The following is a 21,474-nucleotide window of genomic DNA, read 5'->3' on the forward strand; positions in this document are numbered from 1 at the left end:
TCATCTCCGGTGTCCTGTCAGCTCGCGAGGGCTTGCTCGACATCGGTGAGCAGATCGGCCACGTCCTCGATGCCGACCGACAGCCGGACGAGGTCGGCGGGCACCTCCAGCACGGAGCCCTCGGTCGACGCGTGCGTCATCGCGGCCGGGTGCTCGATCAGCGATTCCACTCCACCCAGCGACTCGGCCAGGGTGAAAACCTTGGTCCGCGCGCAGAACTCGCGGGCGGCGTCGGCGCCGCCGTGCAGCCGCACCGAGATCATGCCGCCGAACCGGCGCATCTGCTTGGCCGCCACCTGGTGACCCGGGTGCTCCGGCAGGCCGGGGTAGATCACCTGCGCGATCGCCGGGTGCCCGGCGAGGAACTCGACCAGGGTCTCGGCGTTGTCGCAGTGCCGGTCCATCCGCACGGCCAGCGTCTTGGTGCCGCGCATGGTGAGGAAGGCGTCGAACGGTCCGGGCACCGCGCCCGCGCCGTTCTGCAGGAACGCGAACGCCGCGTCGAGTTCGGGATCGTTGGTGATCAGCGCGCCGCCGACGACATCGGAGTGACCGCCTAGGTATTTCGTGGTCGAGTGCGTCACGATATCGGCGCCGAGTTGCAGCGGCTGCTGCAGGTACGGGGTGGCGAAGGTGTTGTCCACCACGAGTTTTGCGCCCGCGGCGTGCGCGACATCGGCCAGCGCCGGGATGTCGCCGATGCTCAGCAGCGGATTGGTCGGCGTCTCGACCCACACCAGCTTGGTGTTCGGGCGGATCGCCGCGCGCATCTCGTCCACGTCGAAGACGTGCGCGGGCGAATGTTCGATGCCCCACTGGCTGAACACCTTGTCGATCAGGCGGAAGGTGCCGCCGTAGGCGTCGTCCGGGATGACGATGTGGTCACCGGGGCGCAGCGTGGCGCGCAGGGCACAGTCGGTGGCGGCCATACCGGACGCGAAAGCCCGGCCGTACCGGCCGGATTCGAGCGCGGCGAGGTTCGCTTCCAGCGCGGAGCGGGTCGGGTTTCCGGTGCGGGCGTATTCGAAACCGCCACGCAGGCCGCCCACCCCGTCCTGGGCGAAGGTCGAACTCGCGTAGATGGGCACGTTCACCGCGCCGGTCTGCGGATCAGGATCGAACCCGGCATGCACCGCGCGCGTAGAGAACCCGAATTCACTCATGAACCTCACCCTAATTGGCGGCCATCGACGGGCAACCCCCTGGTCGGGCTACCGGCTCGTAGAACCACCGCGCGCACCGCGTTGTTCCGCGTGGCGGGCCACCGAGTCCGAGGCCGATCGGACAGATCGAAGCCCTCACCCCTGGTTACCGTTCTAATTCCATAGCCGGGCGGCCACAGCAGGAATATTTTCTGCCACTAGGGGTGGTGAACCCCATCTCACCGGCGCGGCGGCCAATTAGGCTGAGCGCATGGTCACTGTGGAAGAACTGTTCGCGATCGATTCCCTTCTCTCCGACGACGAGCGCGAGATCCGCGACACCGTCGCCGCCTTCGCCGCACAACGGCTGCGCCCGCACATCGCGGACTGGTTCGAGGCGGGCACCTTCCCGGCCCGCGAGATCGCCCCCGAGCTGGGCAAAGTGGGCCTGCTCGGCATGCACCTGGACGGCTACGGCTGCGCGGGCATGTCGGCCACCATGTACGGTCTCGCGTGCCAGGAACTGGAGGCCGTCGATTCCGGCGTGCGCAGCATGGTGTCGGTGCAGGGTTCGCTCGCAATGACCGCGATCCACAAGTACGGCTCCGAAGAGCAGAAGCAGCAGTGGCTGCCCGAGATGGCGGCCGGCCGCGCGATCGGCTGCTTCGGCCTCACCGAACCGGATTTCGGCTCCAACCCCGGCGGCATGCGGACCAGGGCCAAGCGCGACGGCTCGGACTGGGTGCTGAACGGTTCGAAGATGTGGATCACCAACGGTTCGGTGTCCGATGTCGCGGTGGTGTGGGCGCAGACCGAGGACGAGGGCAAGCAGGTGATCCGCGGCTTCCTGGTACCCGCCGGGACCAAGGGTTTCACCGCGCGCGAGATGCACCGCAAGCTGTCGCTGCGTGCCTCGGTGACCGCCGAACTCGATTTCGACGACGTCCGGCTGCCCGCCGACGCGGTGCTGCCGCAGTCGCGCGGGCTGGCCTCGCCGCTGGCCTGTCTGAGCGAGGCCCGGTTCGGGATCATCTTCGGCGCGCTCGGCGCCGCGCGGGACTGCCTGGCCGCCACCATCGACTACGCCCGGACCCGTGAGGTGTTCGACAAGCCCCTGGCCGCCTACCAGCTGACCCAGGCGAAGCTCGCGGACATGGCCCTGGAATTCGGCAAGGGCCAGCTGCTGGCCCTGCACCTCGGCCGGCTGAAGGACCGTGGCGCGGTGACCCCGGAGCAGGTGAGCGCGGGCAAGTTGAACAGCACGCGGGAGGCCATCGCGATCGCCCGCGAGTGCCGGACCATCCTCGGCGCCAACGGCATCACGCTGGACTACCCCGTGCTGCGGCACGCGAACAACCTGGAGTCGGTGCTCACCTACGAGGGCACGGCCGAGGTGCACCAGCTGGTGCTCGGGCGCGCGCTCACCGACGCGAATGCCTTCCGCTGACGAACTGAATACGAAGCCGGTAATTTGCTGTGACTCACCAATTGGCTGCGGCCGAACGGGAGAATCGTCACAGTTTCATCAAGACACGCCGGTTGCTAGCATCGCAACATGTTCCTGCTCGGCCCCGCGTTGCTCGAAGTGTCGGCACGCAAGATATTGAACCGCCTGCACAAGACGCACGGGGTGCCGGCGCTCGCTGCCGCGGCGCAGTTTCCCGCGCTCTCGGCGGCGCTGGACCAGCACGCGGCGGCCGTGCGCGACATTCTCGAATGGGGTGTCGAGGACGCCGCGCGGGTGCCCGCGCACGTGCTGCTCGCGGGTTACGCTCGCGGCCTCCTCGATCAGGTCCGCGAGGCCGCGGTCGGCGCCGAGCGGACGCCGCTCACCAGCGCCGCGCCCGGCGATCTCGGCGGCTGGGCCGGCGCCGACTGGTTGCAACTGCGCCTGGCCGGGGTCTGCCTGCACGCGTCGCGCACCCCCGCCTGAACGCGAAGGCGTCCGTCACCAGCTGGGCTGATGACGGACGCCTTTGTCTCGCTCGAGGTTTCAGCGCTCGGTGCCCGGGTCCCGATAGCCCATGTATTCACCGGAACGCTGGTAGGAACCGCCGCCCTGCTGGTACCCGCCACCGTGCATCGCGCCCTCGTCCCACTGCTGGCCCTGCTGGCCGCGGGCGGCCTGCTGGTCCATCCACAGCTGCTCGCGCGAGGCGTCTTCGCGGCCGCGCGAGTACGCCTCCGCATGCCCCTTGACCGCGGGCATCTCCTCTTCCAGCCCGCTCAGCCAGTTCTCCCAGCGCTGCTGCATCGGACGGACCATGCCGCCGCCGACACCGACGACGAGGATGCCGCCGATGGTGGCGAGCACGGTGATCAGGATCGGCATGGTGACCGACATGGCCACCCCGATCTGGTTCAACGCGGCCACGATGCCGACGCCCCAGATGAACACCGCCGCGATCCGGCCGATCATCGCGCCGTAGGAGAGCCCGCCGAGCATGTTGCCGACCAGGTCACGCACGGCGGAGGCGATCGCGCCCGCGATGACCACGATGATGATCGCGACCGCGGCCTTGGGTAGCCAGGAGACGATGCCGTCGAGCAGATCGCTGACCGGATTCGGACCGAACACGCCGAAGCCGAGCTGCAACGCGATCAGCAGGATCGCGTAGTAGGCCAGCTTCGCGAGCAGATCCGAGGCGTCGTAGCGACTCCGCGACATCATCTGCCGCAGCCCGCCGCGCTCGACCAAGCGGTCGAAGCCGACCCGGTCCAGCACCTTGTCCACGATGGTCGACACGATCTTCGCGACGATCCAGCCGATGAGCAGGATGACGAGGAATCCGGCCAGTTTGGGGACGAACGTGGCGACGGAACTCCATGCGTCGGAGAGGCCCTGCTGGAAATCGATAGCCAAACTGGAGGTGTACATGCCCATCCCTTCGCTATCCGATTAGCCGGGGCGGTTTGCCGAGGCTGCTTCAAGGCCGGTTATACCCCGGCGACATCACTCGAACCCTCTGTTTGCAGCTAATTTGCCACATTGATGCAATACGCGCGACAAGTAACTCGAAACGATATGTCCCGCCGCATCGTCGACTGCCCGTGACGCAGGGCCGGTCGACCTCGTTCACAACCGACCGTGCGGTACGTGGAGAAGATTGTTACGACCTGTCATCGGAGTGCCATCTCGCTGTCACCGACACGCCAAGGTTGACCGTTCACGCTGGTACCCGGATCCGGCATTGGGCAATGCCTCTCGCCCGACCCCACCCGGAGGTGCACGATGAACCCGCTGTCAGCCGAACCCGCCGATCACTCGACCTGCCCCTACGTCGAACCGAGCCGTAAGCCGTTGGGAGCCCGCGATGTTCGTGCGTGATCGGGCCCTGCTCGCGACGGGTGCCACTGCTCGGCCACTACCCGAACAGCGCGAACTCGTCGCCGCCTTCGGCGACTGCCCGGGCGATCCGGCCACCGACCACCCGCTCGTCAGCTGGGCCCGCGCGCTGGGCTCGCTGCACCGGACCCGCCGCGGCAACCCGCTCGCGGCCGCCGGAATAGATTGCCGCCGTGCCGAATTGGTCGCCGCGATCGACGCCTGGGTGGCCGCCCAGGTACCGCACCGCCGCTACACCGCGCACCTGCGGTCGGGTTCCCTCGGCGGCACCGTCGACCGGATGGCCGCCGCCCACGTGCACGCCAGCCACCTACTGCACACCGCGGAGAAGGTGTCCGATGATCGGGTGCACGCGGCGTGGTATCGCCTGGCCCAGCTCGCGGACGAGTGGACCGATCTGATCATGGGCGCGGTGCCCGCGCGGACGCGAAAAGCCTAGGCGACGAGTTCGGGCTGCGGCGCGAACTGCCGCTGGGACACCCAGCGCATGCCGCGGGTCAGCAGCGGCAGCATCAGCACCATCAGCAGCAGTCGCAGGCTCTGCACGCAGGTGATCAGCGGCAGGTTCGCGTCCATCGATTCGGCGGTGGCCAGCACCGCGTTGATGCCGCCGGGCGTGGTGGCCAGGTAGATGTCGGAGAGCTCCAGGTCGACGAAGGTGGCCACCGCGAAAGCCAATCCGGCGACGATCGCGGAGAGCGCGACGATGGTGACGGTCATGCCGGGGATCATCCGGGCCATCTCGGTGACCACGGCTTTGGTGAAGCGCGTGCCTACCTCGAAACCGATGAGCACGAACAGCAGGTCCTTGAACAGGTTCGTGGGGGCGTACCCGTGACTGACGCCCAAGCCGGTCAGTACCGCGGTGAGCATCATCGGCCCGATCAACGCGGGGCTCGGCAGGTGCAGCCGCCTGCCCAGCTTGGTGCCGATGATGCAAAGCATGATCGCGATCGAGAGCCCGGCCACCTGGTCACCGCGTCCGACGATCATCCAGCTCGGCAGGTCCGGGTTGGTGACGGCGCCGCCGAGGGTCACGTGCGCGGCGGCGAGTCCGCTGGTGTTGTTGTTCAGCAGCGCGCCGAGCGCGGGCGCGCTCACCGCGACCAGGGCGACCCGCAGGTACTGCATGAACGCCACCTGGCGCGGATCGGCGTCCATATCGTCGGCGCAGGACACCACCGCGGCCGAGCCGCCGGCCAGCAGGCCGAGCGTCGCGGTCGGCAACTCCACGTGCGCGAGGCGGGCGAACACCACCGCGACGAGCAGGCTGATCACCAGCGTCGCGACCGTCACCGCGAGCACCGGGATCAGCGCCAACCCGATGCTGGACAGCAGCGAGATCTCCAGATAGCTGCCCATCAGCACGCCGAGCATGCCCTGGACACCGAGCGTGAGGCGGCGCGGGAGCGGGGTCGGCAACTTCCCGGTCAACGCGAGCGCGCCGCCGACGACGATCGCCAGGATCATCTGGGGCGCCGGAAAGTGCACGCGATCGAGGAGATGCGCTCCGGCAAGCACCGAGGCCAGCAGAGCTACCCATCCGATCACTTGCCTGCGCGTCATACCTAGTAATCCTTGCTGCCGCTAATGAACAATCCGTTACGGCTCCGTTATCGGGGTTGGCGGCGGTTGTGATCCGCGACGCAATTGCGCCATTCCCCATGTCAGAGCGGAGATTTCGGAGTCTCGCGCACAATTCGAAGAACATCAGGCAGTGCAGATTGACGAGCCGGCGAACTCATCGTTCACCACTACAAACGTACCTCGCACCCGCGGAGCACGCCGCTCGGCGAGGGGCCGCGTGTACTATTCGGCCGGAATCACCCCACCGCGGGAGCTCGGGCACGGCCGGGCTGAGAGGGCGGACCCCAGCGCTTCGCCGACCGCATGAACCTGTCCGGGTAATGCCGGCGTAGGAAGAGCGTTTCGGGCATGTCTGCATCGACCCTGCACAACTCCGAACGGCACGAAGCACCGTTCACCCTCGACGAGCCCGCCCCCAAGGTGCTGTCCTTCTGGGATCAGAGCGCATTCTGGGCAAACCTCGGCGTCAGCCTCATCGCCTTCTCCGGCGCGTACACCGTGCTCGCGCCGAATTCCGACGGCGCGGCCCAGATCTCCATCGCCGCGGGCATCCTCGCGATGATCGTCGGCACGGTCGTCGGCGGCGTCATGCTCGGCTTGGCCGCGGTGCCGGGCGCGCGCACCGGCAAACCCGCGATGGTGCTGCTGCGCGGGCTGTTCGGCGCGAAACTGAGCTACCTGCCCACCGTGTTGAACATCGCCCAGCTGATCGGCTGGGGGACTTTCGAATTGATCGTGATCGGCGACGCCGCGGACGAATTGTTCGGCGGCGGACCGCACTGGCTGTACGTGGTGGCGGCCGGTGTGCTCACCACCGCGCTGACCATCTGGCCGCTCGGCTCGGTCCGGCTGCTGCGCCGGTTCGTCACGGTCGGTGTGGTGATCGCGCTGGTCTGGTTCTACATCCAGTTCTTCCGCAGCGGACTGCCCGATCTGACGGCCAACCCCGGTCCGCACGGCAGTGGCCCGTTCGGCGTCGACTGGAATCTGTTCTGGATCGCCACCGACGCGGCGCTGGCGGTGTCCATCTCCTGGGTGCCGGTGGCCGCCGACTACACCCGGCACGCGCGCAGTACCCGCAGCGCGTTCGGCGCGGCGAGCGGCGCGTACGCGCTGACCCAGATCGTCGCCTACATCCTCGGCCTGTTCGCGCTGGCCCGCGCGACCGGCGACGGCCAGTACTCGCCGTTCCTCCAGGTGACGCTGGGCGGCCTGTTCTTCTTCGTCTTCGTGCTGCGCGAGGCGGATCAGTCGTTCGCCAACGTGTACTCCACCGCCGTGTCGATCCAGAACCTGTGGCCGCGTCTGGACCGGCGGGTGCTCTCGATCGGGCTCGGCGTGCTGATCACGGTGCTCGCGCTGCGCCTGGACATGGCCAACTACTTCGGCTTCCTCGGCCTGATCGGTTCGGTGTTCGTGCCACTGCTCGGCGTGCTCGTCGCCGACTTCTTCCTGCGGGCCCGAGGTGATTGGAACACCGCCGCCGACGCCCCGCCGCGCTGGGGCATGGTCGTCGCCTGGCTCGCCGGGCTCACCGTCTACCAGCTGATCAATCCGGGCGATGCCGGGGTGTGGACCGATTTCTGGGTGCGCGTGCAGGAGCTGCTGCACTTCGGCAAGCAGGCGTGGATGAGCGCGTCGCTGCTGTCGTTCCTGGCCGCGGTGCTGGTCGCCTGGGTCTTCGGGCGGATCGCGACCGCGCGCAAACCCGCCGCCTAACGGGACACGGCTGCCACGATGGAGGCATGGGCCAGATCAGGATCGGCACGTCGGGGTGGGTGTACCCGCCCTGGCGTGGTGTCTTCTACCCCAAAGGGGTGCCGCAGAAGCGCGAGCTCGCGTACCTGTCGGAGCGGCTGAACAGCGTCGAGATCAACGGTTCTTTCTATGCGCTGCAACGCCCTTCGAGCTATCAGAACTGGGCGAGCCTGACGCCGGACGATTTCGTGTTCGCGGTGAAAGGCAGCCGGTTCATCACCCATATGAGACGGCTGCGCGACGGCGACGAGCTGCTGGCGAACTTCCTCGCCTCCGGCGTGCTGGCCCTCGGCCCGAAGCTGGGGCCGATTCTGTGGCAGCTGCCGCCGAACTTCCAGTTCGATCCCGAGGTGCTCACGGCCTTCTTCGCCCACCTGCCCCGCTCCACCGCGCATGCCGCCGCGATCGCGAAACAGCACGACCACCGAGTAGATCCGGCGCAGACGACCACCGACGCCGATCGCCCGCTCCGGCACGCGCTCGAGGTGCGGCATCCGAGCTTCTGCACACCTCGGTTCACCGAACTGCTGGCCGAGCACGAGATCGCCGTGGTCGTCGCCGATGCCGCAGGCAAATTCCCGTTGCTCGAGGAGGTGACCGCGGATTTCGTCTACATCCGCCTGCACGGCCACGACGAGCTCTACGTCAGCGGCTACACCGACGCGGGCCTGGACATGTGGGCCGGGAAGATTCGCACCTGGTCCGCCGACCACGACGTCTACTGCTATTTCGACAACGACGCCAAGGTCATGGCACCGCGCGACGCGATGGCGTTGCGGGCACGACTGAGCTGACCGCCACCCCCGCAACAGCCGGGCAGGGGTGCCTAGGCGTTCAGGAACCCGAGCAGGTCGTGCCGGGTGATGACGCCGACCGGCTTGCCCTCCTCGACGACCATCAGGGCGTCGGTGTCCGACAGCGCCTTGGTCGCGGCCGAGATCGGCTCGCCGGAGCCGATCAGGGGGAACGAGGCGCTCATGTGCTGGGCCACCGAATCCGTCAGGTGCGCACGGCCTTCGAACACCGCGGACAGCAGATCCCGCTCCGAGACACTGCCCGCGACCTCGCCCGCCATCACCGGCGGTTCCGCGCCGACCACGGGCATCTGCGAGACGCCGTACTCGCGCAGGATCTCGATGGCATCGCGCAGGGTTTCGGACGGGTGCGTGTGCACCAGGTCCGGCAGGGCGCCCGACTTACCGCGCAGCACGTCACCGACCAGCGGTTCGGCGGTGCTGCCGTCGAGCCGTTCGCGCAGGAAGCCGTAGGAGGCCATCCACTTGTCGTTGAAGATCTTCGACAGGTAACCGCGCCCCCCGTCGGGCAGCAGCACCACCACGACCGCGTCCGGATCCCGCCGAGCGACCTCGATCGCCGCGACCACGGCCATGCCGCACGAGCCGCCGACCAGCAGCCCTTCCTCGCGGGCCAGGCGGCGGGTCATGTCGAACGAGTCGGAGTCGGAGACCGCGATGATCTCGTCCGGGATGGCCGGATCGTAGGCCGAGGGCCAGAAGTCCTCGCCGACGCCTTCGACCAGATAGGGCCGGCCGGTGCCGCCGGAGTAGACCGAGCCCTCGGGGTCGGCGCCGATGATCTTCACCTTGCCGCCCGACACCTCCTTGAGGTACCGGCCGGTGCCGCTGATCGTGCCGCCGGTGCCGACGCCGGCGACGAAGTGGGTGATCTTGCCCTCGGTATCGCGCCAGATCTCCGGACCGGTGGTCTCGTAGTGGCTTTCCGGGCCGCCCGGGTTGGAGTACTGATCCGGCTTCCACGCCCCGTCGATCTCCTGGACCAGGCGGTTCGAGACGGTGTAGTAGCTGGCCGGATCGTCCGGCGCCACCGCGGTCGGGCACACCACGACCTCGGCGCCGTACGCGCGCAGCACGTTGCGCTTGTCCTCGCTGACCTTGTCGGGGCAGACGAAGACACAGTGGTAGCCGCGCTGCTGGGCGACCAGCGCGAGACCGACGCCGGTGTTGCCGGAGGTCGGCTCGACGATGGTGCCACCGGGACGCAGCCGGCCGGACTGCTCGGCGGCCTCGATCATCTTCACCGCGATCCGGTCCTTGGAGCTGCCGCCCGGATTCAGATATTCGATCTTGGCCGCGAGCAATCCCGCGGTCGGTTCGATGACAGAGTTCAACCGGACCAACGGCGTGTTGCCGATGAGGTCCACGACATGGTCGGCGATGCGCATGACCCCCATCGTTCCAGATGCCCGGAGTGTGAGTTCGCGCACGCCACGCGGAACCCCTACCGCGCGACAAACCGGGAAACCGGTACGCCCGCCTCTAGGATCCCCCACATGAGGCAGCCGAACATCGCCCGTGCCGGTGTCGTGCTGGCCGGAGCGGCACTCGCCGCGCTGGTCGGACCCGGTGCACCCGCCCACGCAGTGACCACCGAGTTCCCACAGGTGCCGACGCTCGCACACGGCGGTCTCTGCTGGACCAGCATCCGCACCTGGGCCGACGTCAACCCGGCCTGGCCGGGCCGCGCCATCCTGAACATCCAGGCGCTGCCGCTGGCCGGCGTCGGGTCCGGTGACTACCCGTTCGCCCCGGTCTGCGAGGTGCGCACCATGATCGACTGGCGCAACACCACCACCGGCGCGGCGGGCCGGTACGAAGACACCGTGGTGACCAGCATGTACGGCAGCATCCAGTACGCGCTGTTCCAGGACACCGGCCCCGGCCACGTCGAGGTGACCGTCTCCACCGACGCCGCGAGCATCCCCGCGCGCGGCGCGTTCGACGTACCCGCTCCCCCTGCCCCGCCTGCCTGAAGTCGGTATCTTTGACTTCTGTGAACGCACCACGGGTCGGCTGGCGGACCGCAGCGGTGACCGGTGCCGCGACCGTGCTGGCCGGTTCCGGCGCAGGCACCGCATGGTGGGCCACCTATCGACTGCTCACCGCGCAGGCGGGTACCGCACGCGGCGTGATCGGGCGCGACACCTCGAAACCGCCTGAGGCGGACGGCATCTACACCGCGGGCTGCCTGGCGCCGGAACCCTGGCGCGCCGGCAAACAGGCCGACCTGCACCTGATGGTCTTCGGCGATTCCACCGCGGCCGGCGTCGGCTGCCGGGTCGCCGACGAGGTCCCCGGGGTGCGGCTGGCCCGCGGGCTCGCCCAAGCCACGCAGCAACGAATCCGATTGAGCACCAAGGCGATCTCGGGCGCCACCTCCAAGGGCCTGTCCGGTCAGGTGGACGCGATGTTCGTGGCGGGACCACCGCCGGACGCGGCGGTCATCCTCATCGGCGCCAACGACATCACCAAAAAGCACTCCGTCCGAGCCTCCGCGCGCCGCCTGGCCGCCGCGGTCGCCCGGTTGAGCCGCGCCGATGCCGTGGTAGTGGTCGGCACCTGCCCGAATCTCGGTACCGTGACCGCGATTCCACAGCCGCTGCGCACGGTGGTGCACAACTGGAGTCTGCGCCTGGCCCGCGCGCAGACCGTGGCCACCACCGTCGCGGGCGGCGTCCCGGTGCCGATGGGCTATCTGCTCGCACCGGAATTCCGGGCCCAACCCGAATTGCTGTTCGCCGAGGACGGTTTCCATCCGTCGGCGGCGGGCTACGAACTGGCCGCGGCACAGTTGCTTCCGGTCCTGCTCGAGGTGCTCGGCGAGCCGACCCCGGGTGCTCGTGCCCCGGGGCGCGACGTAGATTCGGTAAGAACCCGCGAGTAACAAAGCGGGCTCGCTCGTACCCTCCGACAAAGGAGTCCTCATGCCTGAGGCTGTCATCGTCTCGACTGCCCGTTCCCCGATCGGCCGGGCGGCCAAGGGATCGCTGGTCGACATGCGGCCCGACGACCTGACCACCCAGATCGTCCGCGCGGCACTCGACAAGGTGCCCGCTCTGGACCCCAACCAGATCGATGACCTGATTCTCGGCTGCGGTTCGCCGGGTGGCGAGTCCGGTTTCAACATGGCCCGCATCGTCGCCGTGCAGCTGGGTTACGACCTGGTGCCGGGCACCACCGTGCACCGCTACTGCGCGTCGTCGTTGCAGTCCACCCGGATGGCCTTCCACGCCATCAAGGCGGGCGAGGGTGAGGTGTTCATCTCCGCGGGCGTCGAGACCGTGTCCCGGTACAAGAACGGTTCCGCCGACAGCTGGCCGAACACGCAGAACGAGCTCTTCGCCGAGGCGCAGGCGCGCACCGCGAAGACCGCCGAGGGCGGCGCGGGCGCGTGGCACGACCCGCGCCAGGACGGCCTGATCCCGGACGCCTACATCGCGATGGGCCAGACCGCGGAGAACGTCGCCGGCTTCACCGGTATCACCCGTGAGGAGCAGGATCGCTGGGGCGTGCGGTCGCAGAACCGGGCCGAGGAAGCGATCAAGAACGGCTTCTTCGAGCGCGAGATCACCCCGATCACGCTGCCCGACGGCACTGTGGTGTCGAAGGACGACGGCCCGCGCGCGGGCGTCACCTACGAGGCGGTCAGCCAGCTGAAGCCGGTCTTCCGCCCGGACGGCACGGTCACCGCCGGTAACTGCTGTCCGCTCAACGACGGCGCCGCCGCGCTCGTCATCATGAGCGACACCAAGGCCAAGGAACTGGGCCTGACCCCGCTGGCCCGCATCGTCTCCACCGGCGTCTCCGGCCTGTCGCCCGAGATCATGGGTCTCGGCCCGATCGAGGCATGCAAGCGCGCACTCGCCTTGGCGGGCAAGTCGATCGACGATATCGACCTGGTCGAGATCAACGAGGCGTTCGCGGTGCAGGTGCTCGGTTCGGCTCGCGAGCTGAAGATCGACGAGGACAAGCTGAACGTCTCCGGCGGCGCGATCGCGCTCGGCCACCCGTTCGGCATGACCGGCGCCCGTATCACCACCACGCTGCTCAACAACCTGCAGACCTACGACAAGCAGTTCGGTCTGGAGACCATGTGCGTCGGCGGCGGCCAGGGCATGGCGATGGTCATCGAGCGCCTGAGCTAGTCATTACGAAAAAGACCCCCGGCCCAACGGGCCGGGGGTCTTTTGTTTGTGGCTGGTTATCAGTCGCGCTGGAAGTAGCTCAGCAGCCGCAGGATCTCGACGTAGAGCCAGACCAGGGTGACGGTCAGGCCGAGGGCGACGCCCCAGGCGGCCTTCTCCGGCGCTTGGGCGCGGATGAGCTGGTCGGCGGCGTCGAAGTCGAGCAGGAAGCTGAACGCCGCGATCGCGATGACGACCAGGCTGAAGACGATGGCGAGCGGGCCGCCGTCGCGCAGGCCGAGGCCGCCGGAGATGAAGAAGCTGGCGACCAGGTTGCCGAGCGCGAGCACCAGCACACCGATCATCGCGCCGACGATCATCCTGGTGAAGCGCGGGGTCACCCGGATCGCACCGGTCTTGTAGACCACCAGCATGCCCGCGAAGACGCCGAAGGTGCCGAGCACCGCCTGCGCGATGAGCGCGCTACCGCCGACGCCGCCGAACTCGACGCTGGTGAACATGAACGACAGCGCACCGACGAACAGACCCTCGAACACCGCGTACGAGAGTACGAGGACCGGGTTGTCCATCTTGTTCGCGAACGACGCGATCAGCACCAGCACCAGGCCGATCAGGCCGCCGCCGATGACGAACAGCGGTGCCAGCGAGGTGTTCGCGTTGGTGAGGCCATAGGAGACGATCGCCGACAGGGCGAGCACGCCCAGCGTGATGGCGGTCTTGGTGACCACGTCGTCGATGGTCATCGCGCGGGTGCCCGCGGGCGCCTGCTGATAGGGCTGCGGCTGCTGGTACTGCTGTCCGTATTGGTTACCGAACTGCTGGCCCATCTGTCCCGCGCCGGCGACGCCCGACCCGAAGTTGGCGTAGCCACCGCCCTCTTGCCGAGGCAGGTTTCTGAAAACCGGATTGCTCGTGGTACGCACGTGCGTCCCTTTCTGGTCGTTGCCGCTGTTCGCCGAGCTTTCGCTCGATCATCCAACTGCTTGGTCCAACGTTCACTGCCCGGTTCTAGTTCCCGGAAGCGTTTTCCCGGGAACAGCACCTAGGCGGACAATTCGGACTCTACCGCTGCTGCGCGTCGTGTAAACCACGCACGGACCGAGTGACCGTGAATTTGCGGTTGCGACCGATCACATCGGTGTGGCCGACCATCCGCTCGATCACCCCGCGATAGTTCAGATGAGAGTTGAACACCGTCCACAACTCGCCGCCGGGCCGCAGCACACGGCCGGTCTCGGCGAACATCTTGATCGCCGATCCGGTGTGCACGGCGGCGCCGACATGAAAGGGCGGGTTGCACAGCACTAGATCCGCGCTGTTGGCGGCCGCCGAGGACATCGCGTCGTCGCGCACCACGGTCACCCGATCGGCGACCTCGTTGACGGCCACCGTCGCCCGGGCCGAGGCCACCGCAGCGGCCGATTGATCGGTGCCGACCACCTTGATGCCGGGACGTGCCTTCGCCAGCGCCACGGCCAGTATCCCGGTGCCGCAACCCAGGTCGATCGCCTCGCGGGCATCGGGTTTCATCCATTTCAGGTGTTGCAGCAGGAATCGCGTGCCGATGTCCAGACGCGCGCCGGAGAAGGCCGCACCGTGCGCCACCACGTCGAGGTCGAGGTCGTCGAGCCGATCACGCACCGGAAACGGCGGGCTGCCCACCGGTTTCGGCCCGGTGACCAGCAGCGTCCGCGATTTCTGCCGGCCCCGGCTGGCCCGCACCTCGGAAAAGTACTGCGCCAGAACATCGTTCATCGATTTGGTCAGGTACTTGTCCCGCCCGCCCGCGAAGACCACCACGTCCGGGTCGGCGTAGCGCGCGATGGCGTCGGCGACCTCGGTCAGCCCGGCCAGCGCCCGGGGCAGTCGCAGCAGCACCACGCGCACACCGTCGAGCAGCCCGGCGCCGAGCGGGTGCGCGGTGTAGCGGTCGGCGAATCCCAGCGCGCGGGCGTTGTTGGCCAGCGCCAGCTCGCCGGTGAGCAGATCCTGATGCACCCGCACGTCGCGCAGGTCGTGCGCCGCGATGGCGCCGATGGTCAGCGCGCCGTACGCGTCGCCGAGGATAGCTATCTTTCCGCTATCATCGGTGGTCAGCGCCTCGGCGGCGACGTCGAGGATCAGCCGATCGGCGGCATCCACGGCGTAGAGGTTTAGCGCCTCCACATCCGGATACCGCCGCAGTCGGCTGAGTACCTCCTCGACATCTGTCACGCCTCAAGTGTGCTAGATCGTTGCCCTGACGTCACATCGACCCCCGGCAATTCGCCGGTTCCGTGCGGCGTGGCGTCCCGCGCGTCGGGCGAAATGCCCAGCAGCGCAACTTATTCAGCTCAGTTGACCCCTACCTTGCCGCCGATAGGGGTTACCGCGTGCCACACCCTACCGACGCCTTGCCCGAGCAGATCTCCGGGCTTCGTGTCGGCGGCGAAGAAGTAGACCGGCCAGCCCGCGATCGTGACTTGGCATGCGCCATCGGCACGTTCGACGAAACCGACGAGTTGCGGGTCCACGCCTGTGACGTATATCGCTTGGCCACGCTGGGCGAGCACCGGTGGCCATTTCGCGACGCAGTCACCCGCACAGTTCGAGGCGGGCGGCCGTGCGGTGTCCTTGTCGAATCGATACACCGCACGCCCGGCCGCCGTAACATGCTGTCCGGCAGCAGCATTGTCGGCGACCGCGAGCTGCACGGCATTCGCGCCGGTCGGGGCGGTGCCGTGGTAGATCTTCAACCAGCCCTGTGTCTTGGCCGGCGCCTCGCTCTGCGTCGTCGCCGCGGGCGCCTGCGCGGCGGCCGACACGGCCACGGGTGGCGCCGCGGCGGACGCGGGTCGCTCCGGCGCGGGGCCACCGCACGCACCCAGCAAACCGGCGAGAAGCACCGAGGCAGCGGCGAATGACCCGGCTGCCGGCTGGAAGCGTTTGATCGACAACATTTTTCGTACCCTCCGGAGCGATCGGCCGGGCGCGGTACGCGCCCGGTCATCGACAACAACGAGGCAGGCCGAGCGCTGGTTCAGCGCCCCGGACGGACGACGGCAAACATCGAGAAACCCGCAAATCCCGCGCAGCACCGCGGTCAGCGTTTACCATCAGCCACATGCGTAACAGGACGGTGTTGACGGTCGTTGCGATGGCCGCGCTGCTCGCGGGCTGCGGCAGCGACGACGGATCCACCGCGAACACCCCTGCCGCGAGTTCCGCCACCACCACCGGCACCTTCGCCGAAGCGCCTCCGGTCACCCGCGACGCACTACCCAAGCGCGGCACCGCGTCCAACGACGCGGGCCTCACGGTGACCAATATCCGGATCGGCCACCAGCCCGGCTTCGACCGGGTGGTCTACGACCTCGGCGGCACAGGCACGCCGGGCTGGATCGTGCAGTACACCGACCGGGCCGTGCAGGACGGCAGCGGCAAGGCGGTCGACGTGGCCGGCACCTCCATTCTCGAGGTGCAGATCCTCGGTTCGGCGTATCCGTTCGACAGCGCGGTCACGCCGTACGCGGGCCCCGATCCGGCGCGCGACCCGAGCGCGCCCGGCGTCGCGGGCGTCTACCGGACCCTCGTGTTCGAGGGGACCACGCAGTCGTTCATCGGCGTCGAGGCCGACCGGCCCGGCTTCTCCGTCAGCACGCTGAGCAACCCGACGCGCCTGGTCGTCGACATCGCCACCCCGAAGCAGTAGGTACCACCTGGGGGTATTGCGAAGGGGCGGGCGGGCCGTCATTACACTGGCCGCGTGGTCGAACAGCGCCAACCGCTTCCCGCACCCGGGCTCGCCCGGGCGCTGCGTGCGCTGGTGCTTCTGGCCGGGATCGTCGCCATGCACACGGCGGTTTTCGCCATGCCCGCCCATGGACACGCTCAGTCCACCGGCCACCCAGCGCAGGTTGTCCCGGCGGCTGCGATGCCCGATAGCGAGCACGCAGCCGACGCCGTCATCGCTGCCGCGGCAACCGGGTGGAACGACCACACCGGCTCGGGCCCCGTCGCACTCCAGCCGACCGGACGTGGCGACGCGGTTACAGCAGGACCGATCCGCGCCGAGTCCGGCAGCGCGCACGGCGCGAGCGGACCGGACTGCGGCGGCGCGGGCTGCTCCGGCACCCACGGCGCGATGCACGGCTGTGTGTTCATCCTGGCTGCCGTCGCACTGCTGCTGGCCCTGGTCGTGCTCTACCGCCTGGCGGTCGGCCGGGCGGGCACCTCCGTCGCCCCGCTACGCCACCGGCGGCCCCGGCGCGAACGCGCACCCCCCTGGACCGTGCTCTCCCTAGCCGAATTGTCGATTCTGCGGATCTGACAGACATCCCGGCGACCGCTCGAACGGTCGTCGCTTCGTCGTGCCCGAAACCCAGTCATTCGCAATACGCAAGGAGCACAACCATGTTCACCAGCCGTACCCGGATCACGACCGCCGTCGCCGCGGTCACCACCGTCACCGCACTGTTCGCCGCGGGCTGCAGCGACGACGACTCGAACACCATGCCCGGCATGGATCACGGCAGTTCGAGCACGTCCGCGTCGTCGAGCGCGCCCGCGGCCCGCACCGACTTCAACGACGCCGATGTCACTTTCCTGCAGATGATGTATCCGCATCACGCGCAGGCGGTAGAGATGGCGAAGCTGGTGCCGAGCCGCAGCCAGAATCCGCGGTTGCAGGCTCTCGCCACCGGCGTCGAGCAGGCGCAGGCCCCGGAGATGCAGCAGATCACGACGCTGCTGCAGAGTTTCGGTAAGCCCGCTCCGGGCACCGGCGGACACACCGGGCACAACATGCCGGGGATCATGACACCCGAGCAGATGAGCGCTCTGCAGGCCGCGTCCGGTCCTGACTTCGACCGGCAGTGGCTGACCATGATGATCGAGCATCACACCGGCGCGATCGCCATGGCCGAGACCGAACTCGCCGACGGCACGAACAGTGACGCTAAGGCGCTGGCCCGCAGCATCATCGATGCCCAGCGTACGGAGATCGATACCATGCGCGGCATGCTCGGCCAGAGCTGACGCCGTGCCGAGTGCACCGGGACCTCCGCGTCCCGGTGCACTCGGCCCGTAGGTATCGATTGCTCATCTATCCAGGTCTGTGCAGGTGACGACCCCGCCCGTCACGACGTACGGTCGATAGGTCCGGCATCGGGCAGCACCGGCCCGGCCGGATCTGTCGAGGGAAGGGGCCGACATGCACGGACTCGAACGGACCGGACTGCTCGCCGCGGGCGCGGCGACCGCGGCGGGCGTACTGATCATCGGCGCCTGTTCGCAGCAGGTCTCCGGCACTGCCGAGGTGAATCGCACCGATCTGGCCGCGTACACCTCCGAGGTCACGGCCTCCTCGATCGCGGCGTCCGCGGCCAGGGCCGCCGCCATCGAACGCGCGACCGGGTCGGCCTGCGATGCCTTCCTGGCCGCCAACGGCCGTTCAGTCCAGGCCTTCAACGATTACATCGGGCTGACCAACGACCGCGGCCGCAACGATCCGGAGGCGAACGGCAAGGCCGATATCGCCGTAACCGCACTGCACGACGGCGCGCGGTCGGTCGACCAGAAGGTGACCAAGGAGGTGCCGTCGAACATCGCGGACGTACTGCACGCCTACCGCGACGACACCAACACCCTCGCCGACACCCTGGCCCGGCGCGCGGACACCGACACGCTCAACGCCAGCATCGACAAGTTCAATGCCACCAAGGACACCGCGCTCGCGGCCTGCGCGGGCCACGGCACCCGCTAGCGCTACGCGGCGCGCTCGAAGAACTTCTCCAGCAGCGCGTTGAACGGCTCGCCGGTGTCCGGCACCAGGTGGCCCATGCCCGGACAGACCGCGCGCTCACCACCGGTCTGTTCGGCGATCGCGTCGCAGACCGCCTCGAACGCCGCCGAGTGCCCGCCGGACACCGCCAGGATCGGGAAATCCGCGTCGCGCAGCACGTCCAGCGGCGGTGCCGCTTCGTCGGGCGGGCGCGCACCCTGCAGCTGCCGCATCCCGGCCACCAGGACCGGCGGGATCGACGTGCCCGGCATGGCAGGCACCCCGACGACCTCGAAGAACTGCCGCAACGCGAGCTCGGGCGCGCGGTCGACCCGCTCGATCAGCTCGCGGGTGGCCGCGCTCATCGCGTCGACCTCCGGATTCCCCCGTGCGACGCCGTAGAGCGGCGGTTCGACGACGGTCAGCGACCGGACATTCTCGGGTCGTTGCGCGGCGGCGTACATCGCGACGATCCCGCCGTAGGACAGCCCGACGAGATGGACCGGCCGGTCGAGCAGCTGGGTCGCGAGCAATCGGGCTTCCGCCTCGAAATCCTGCCTGGCGTAAGGCGTTTCACCGTGCCCGGGACGGTCCGGGGCGAGCAGCGTCCACCGGCTGGTCAGCGGGCGCTGGGCGCGCCAGGTTTCGCGACCGCCGAGAATACTGCCGTGCACCAGGACCACCGGCGGCCCGTCGCCCCAGCGGTGCACGTGCAGCCGGATATCGGAATTCGGTGCGTCCATCATCGACCTCCTGGGCTGACTGTATCGATCGTCACCGCGGTGCGGGCGGCAGGCACTTGGTCCGGTTGACCTCGGCCAGGTGCAGGCTCGCCCGGGCGAGGTCGGGGCCGACCGACTCGATGGTGGCCTTCCCCTCGGCGATGGCCCGGTAACTCGCACCGATCGTGCCGAGATCCCCGGCCGCCTCGGCGGGCGCGATGGCTTTCAACTGCTCGAATTGGTCGGCGGCCCTGGCGTATTCCTCCGGCTTGATCTCCGCCTTCGTGCTCAGCTCTCGGGTGCTGCGCGACAGTTCCACCGTCGCCTGGCAGTAGTCGCCGGGCAGCGCACCCGCGGATGCCACTGCGGCGCTGGTGGTTCCGGCGACCGTGCCGGGGCTCGCGGCACTGCCGCTGTCGTCGGAGCAACCCGCGCCCGCCGCCAGGACGAGTGCGGCCAGTGCGAGGGGGCAGAGTGTGCGGCGGTTCATGGACGGTTCCTCCGGGAGTGGACAGCGGATGCTGTCACCGATACTTCGGGCCGGACGTCTCACCGACCTTTCACTCGCATCTCAGCAGACGCACCGCCGCGGCTCAGCACCGGTCGAGTAGCTGCCGCAGCACCGACCCGAGGCGCTCTGCCGGTTCCGCCACCATCTCCCTGCTGCGCCAGGCGATGACCTGGTCGGGACGGACGAGGACCGCGCCCGTAGCGTCGATGCCCGCCCGCGACGGCCATTCCGGCACTTCGATCACGGTGGCCGCCACCGGGATTCCCAGATTTGCCGCAGCTTGCTCGGCTGCCCGCACCCACGCCGCGCCGTCGGAACCGGCGAGCAGAACGACATTCGCGCCGACGAGGTCCAGCGTCGAGCGTTGGTCGCCGATCCAGAGATGCGGAAGTCGCGAACCCGGGGTGCCGTCCAGTACCAGCGCCACGTCCTCGGTGCCCGGCAACCGCGGATCGGGGTCGATCACGGCCGCCGAGTCGTAGCGGTACCCGAGTTGCACCACCGGAGCGGCCGCCATGCCGACGGCGGCCCGCGCCGGTCCGGCTGTCGGGCTGGCGTCCCAGTGCAATCGCGGGTGAGCCACCCGCAGCAGCGCCTGCGCCAAGGTGTCGGACGCGACCGATCGCCGCTCGGTCGCGTAGGTCGCCAGCAGGCCGGGTCCGGCTTGCCCGCGCAGCACCGCGGCCAGCTTCCACGCGAGATTGTGCGCGTCGGCCGCGCCGGTGTTCAGCCCGAACGCGCCCTGTGGCGGCACCGCGTGCGCCGCATCGCCGACGAGGAAGATCCGGCCCACCTGAAACTCGTCGGCGAGTAAACCCCGTGCGCGCCAAGGCAACCGGCTCAGTATCTCGAGTTCCAGCGCCGGGTCGCCGACGGCCGCGCGGATCAGAGCCCGGCAGTGTTCCGCGGTGAAGTCTTCGGCCGACTGACCGTCCTCCGGGCGGTAATCGGTATGGAAGATCCAGTCTTTCGCGCCGTCCACCGTCACGAACATGCCCGGCACCGGACCGGTGACATCGCAGGTGGTGAAGTGCCGACCTCGCGTGTAGGGGCCCAGGTCGGCCCGGAAGAGCATGCTCATCTTCGGATTCCCCAGGGCCCCGGGGCCGGTCGTGCCGATGCCTAGTGCGGCGCGGATACCGCTGCGGACGCCGTCGGCGGCGATCAGGTACTCGGCCCGGACGGTCGTGCCGTCGTCCAGCTGCGCGGTGACGCCGGACTCATCCTGTTCGACCGATCCCACCTGGGCCGAATACCGCAGGGTGGCACCGTATTCCATCGCGGCGGGAGCGAGCACCGAGTCCAGCCGGTCCTGCGCGCAGATGCCGCGGATCATCGCCGGGCCGATCTGACCGGGACCCCACCCGGTCCAGGTGGGTGGCGCAGCCGGGCCGTCCGGCAGTTGCACTTCGGCGAGCGTCGGACCGGAGAGCTTGCCGAGGCTGCCGCCCGACATGTCCACCGCGAGCGCGTCGACCGCATCGGCGAGCCCCGCCTGACGCAGGAATTCCATGGTGCGCGGCCCGAGCCCGGTGGCCCGGGGATGGATCGATCGCTCCGCCGCCTGCTCGACCACGAGGGCCGCGATGCCCCGCTGCGCCAGGAAAACCGCCGCGAACAGTCCGACCGACCCGCCACCCACGATCAGCACGGGAACTCTCGTGTCAGTCATCCGCACTCCTTA

General features: G+C 68.8%; 22 protein-coding genes. 12 read left to right on the plus strand and 10 right to left on the minus strand.

Annotation, left to right across the window (positions count from 1 at the left end; all coding sequences use genetic code 11):
- Positions 1-17: 17 nt before the first annotated feature.
- Positions 18-1,163, minus strand: coding sequence for a cystathionine gamma-synthase (locus O3I_RS36595; protein WP_014988088.1), 1,146 nt, complete (start codon positions 1,161-1,163; stop codon positions 18-20).
- A 250-nt stretch (positions 1,164-1,413) separates the two neighbouring features.
- Here O3I_RS36595 and O3I_RS36600 point away from each other — a divergent pair, with 250 nt between their 5' ends.
- On the plus strand, positions 1,414-2,589 hold the full coding sequence (locus O3I_RS36600; RefSeq protein WP_014988089.1) for an acyl-CoA dehydrogenase family protein: 1,176 nt from the start codon (positions 1,414-1,416) through the stop codon (positions 2,587-2,589).
- Positions 2,590-2,697: 108 nt separating this feature from the next.
- On the plus strand, positions 2,698-3,075 hold the full coding sequence (locus tag O3I_RS36605; RefSeq protein WP_014988090.1) for a DUF6401 family natural product biosynthesis protein: 378 nt from the start codon (positions 2,698-2,700) through the stop codon (positions 3,073-3,075).
- 60 nt (positions 3,076-3,135) lie between these two features.
- Here O3I_RS36605 and O3I_RS36610 read toward each other — a convergent pair whose 3' ends face one another.
- The gene (locus O3I_RS36610; protein WP_081594361.1) at positions 3,136-4,020 is read right to left on the minus strand and encodes a mechanosensitive ion channel family protein; all 885 of its coding nucleotides are present in this window, start codon (positions 4,018-4,020) and stop codon (positions 3,136-3,138) included.
- A gap of 436 nt (positions 4,021-4,456) precedes the next feature.
- Between O3I_RS36610 and O3I_RS36615 the strand changes: the two genes are divergently transcribed.
- Positions 4,457-4,927 (plus strand): DUF4254 domain-containing protein, encoded by a 471-nt coding sequence (locus tag O3I_RS36615; RefSeq protein ID WP_014988092.1) that lies wholly within the window; start codon positions 4,457-4,459, stop codon positions 4,925-4,927.
- Here the strand turns inward: O3I_RS36615 and O3I_RS36620 are convergent.
- A complete protein-coding gene (locus O3I_RS36620; RefSeq protein ID WP_014988093.1) occupies positions 4,924-6,054 on the minus strand; it encodes an AbrB family transcriptional regulator in 1,131 nt (376 codons plus the stop codon). The genes O3I_RS36615 and O3I_RS36620 overlap by 4 nt on opposite strands.
- A gap of 369 nt (positions 6,055-6,423) precedes the next feature.
- Here O3I_RS36620 and O3I_RS36625 point away from each other — a divergent pair, with 369 nt between their 5' ends.
- The gene (locus O3I_RS36625; RefSeq protein WP_014988094.1) at positions 6,424-7,794 is read left to right on the plus strand and encodes a purine-cytosine permease family protein; all 1,371 of its coding nucleotides are present in this window, start codon (positions 6,424-6,426) and stop codon (positions 7,792-7,794) included.
- Between the two features lie 26 nt (positions 7,795-7,820).
- On the plus strand, positions 7,821-8,627 hold the full coding sequence (locus O3I_RS36630) for a DUF72 domain-containing protein (RefSeq protein ID WP_014988095.1): 807 nt from the start codon (positions 7,821-7,823) through the stop codon (positions 8,625-8,627).
- A 32-nt stretch (positions 8,628-8,659) separates the two neighbouring features.
- Here the strand turns inward: O3I_RS36630 and O3I_RS36635 are convergent, their stop codons facing one another.
- On the minus strand, positions 8,660-10,036 hold the full coding sequence (locus O3I_RS36635) for a cystathionine beta-synthase (RefSeq protein WP_014988096.1): 1,377 nt from the start codon (positions 10,034-10,036) through the stop codon (positions 8,660-8,662).
- A 108-nt stretch (positions 10,037-10,144) separates the two neighbouring features.
- Here O3I_RS36635 and O3I_RS36640 point away from each other — a divergent pair, with 108 nt between their 5' ends.
- From O3I_RS36640 to O3I_RS36650, 3 genes are read left to right on the plus strand one after another with little or no spacing between them, the layout of a single operon-like run.
- Positions 10,145-10,624: a hypothetical protein gene (locus tag O3I_RS36640; RefSeq protein ID WP_014988097.1), complete on the plus strand. Its 480-nt coding sequence runs from the start codon at positions 10,145-10,147 to the stop codon at positions 10,622-10,624.
- Positions 10,625-10,644: 20 nt separating this feature from the next.
- Positions 10,645-11,535 (plus strand): SGNH/GDSL hydrolase family protein, encoded by an 891-nt coding sequence (locus O3I_RS36645; protein WP_014988098.1) that lies wholly within the window; start codon positions 10,645-10,647, stop codon positions 11,533-11,535.
- Positions 11,536-11,575: 40 nt separating this feature from the next.
- Entirely contained in the window at positions 11,576-12,796 is a 1,221-nt protein-coding gene (locus O3I_RS36650; RefSeq protein WP_014988099.1) for an acetyl-CoA C-acetyltransferase, read from the plus strand.
- Between the two features lie 59 nt (positions 12,797-12,855).
- Here O3I_RS36650 and O3I_RS36655 read toward each other — a convergent pair whose 3' ends face one another.
- The 3 genes from O3I_RS36655 to O3I_RS36665 form a co-directional block, all read right to left on the minus strand.
- Positions 12,856-13,719 (minus strand): Bax inhibitor-1/YccA family protein, encoded by an 864-nt coding sequence (locus O3I_RS36655; RefSeq protein WP_014988100.1) that lies wholly within the window; start codon positions 13,717-13,719, stop codon positions 12,856-12,858.
- A 139-nt stretch (positions 13,720-13,858) separates the two neighbouring features.
- The gene (locus O3I_RS36660; protein WP_014988101.1) at positions 13,859-15,010 is read right to left on the minus strand and encodes a class I SAM-dependent methyltransferase; all 1,152 of its coding nucleotides are present in this window, start codon (positions 15,008-15,010) and stop codon (positions 13,859-13,861) included.
- Positions 15,011-15,129: 119 nt separating this feature from the next.
- Positions 15,130-15,735 carry a hypothetical protein gene (locus O3I_RS36665; protein WP_014988102.1) on the minus strand — a complete coding sequence of 202 codons (606 nt, stop codon included), beginning with the start codon at positions 15,733-15,735 and terminating at the stop codon, positions 15,130-15,132.
- 164 nt (positions 15,736-15,899) lie between these two features.
- On the opposite strand from O3I_RS36665, the gene O3I_RS36670 reads away from it, so the two are divergent.
- From O3I_RS36670 to O3I_RS36685, 4 genes are all read left to right on the plus strand, one after another.
- Positions 15,900-16,487 (plus strand): AMIN-like domain-containing (lipo)protein, encoded by a 588-nt coding sequence (locus O3I_RS36670; protein ID WP_041563104.1) that lies wholly within the window; start codon positions 15,900-15,902, stop codon positions 16,485-16,487.
- Positions 16,488-16,541: 54 nt separating this feature from the next.
- Positions 16,542-17,105 (plus strand): DUF6153 family protein, encoded by a 564-nt coding sequence (locus O3I_RS36675; RefSeq protein WP_014988104.1) that lies wholly within the window; start codon positions 16,542-16,544, stop codon positions 17,103-17,105.
- An 83-nt stretch (positions 17,106-17,188) separates the two neighbouring features.
- Positions 17,189-17,812: a DUF305 domain-containing protein gene (locus tag O3I_RS36680; RefSeq protein ID WP_014988105.1), complete on the plus strand. Its 624-nt coding sequence runs from the start codon at positions 17,189-17,191 to the stop codon at positions 17,810-17,812.
- A 175-nt stretch (positions 17,813-17,987) separates the two neighbouring features.
- The gene (locus O3I_RS36685) at positions 17,988-18,539 is read left to right on the plus strand and encodes a hypothetical protein (RefSeq protein ID WP_014988106.1); all 552 of its coding nucleotides are present in this window, start codon (positions 17,988-17,990) and stop codon (positions 18,537-18,539) included.
- Positions 18,540-18,541: 2 nt separating this feature from the next.
- On the opposite strand, the gene O3I_RS36690 is transcribed toward O3I_RS36685, so the two are convergent.
- The 3 genes from O3I_RS36690 to O3I_RS36700 form a co-directional block, all read right to left on the minus strand.
- The gene (locus O3I_RS36690) at positions 18,542-19,303 is read right to left on the minus strand and encodes an alpha/beta fold hydrolase (RefSeq protein WP_202804901.1); all 762 of its coding nucleotides are present in this window, start codon (positions 19,301-19,303) and stop codon (positions 18,542-18,544) included.
- Positions 19,304-19,331: 28 nt separating this feature from the next.
- Positions 19,332-19,769 carry a hypothetical protein gene (locus O3I_RS36695; protein WP_014988108.1) on the minus strand — a complete coding sequence of 146 codons (438 nt, stop codon included), beginning with the start codon at positions 19,767-19,769 and terminating at the stop codon, positions 19,332-19,334.
- Between the two features lie 103 nt (positions 19,770-19,872).
- Positions 19,873-21,462: an FAD-dependent monooxygenase gene (locus O3I_RS36700; protein ID WP_041563105.1), complete on the minus strand. Its 1,590-nt coding sequence runs from the start codon at positions 21,460-21,462 to the stop codon at positions 19,873-19,875.
- Between the last annotated feature and the right edge of the window lie 12 nt (positions 21,463-21,474).

The sequence above is a fragment of the Nocardia brasiliensis ATCC 700358 genome (genome assembly GCF_000250675.2).
Classification (GTDB): Bacteria; Actinomycetota; Actinomycetes; order Mycobacteriales; family Mycobacteriaceae; genus Nocardia; species Nocardia brasiliensis_B.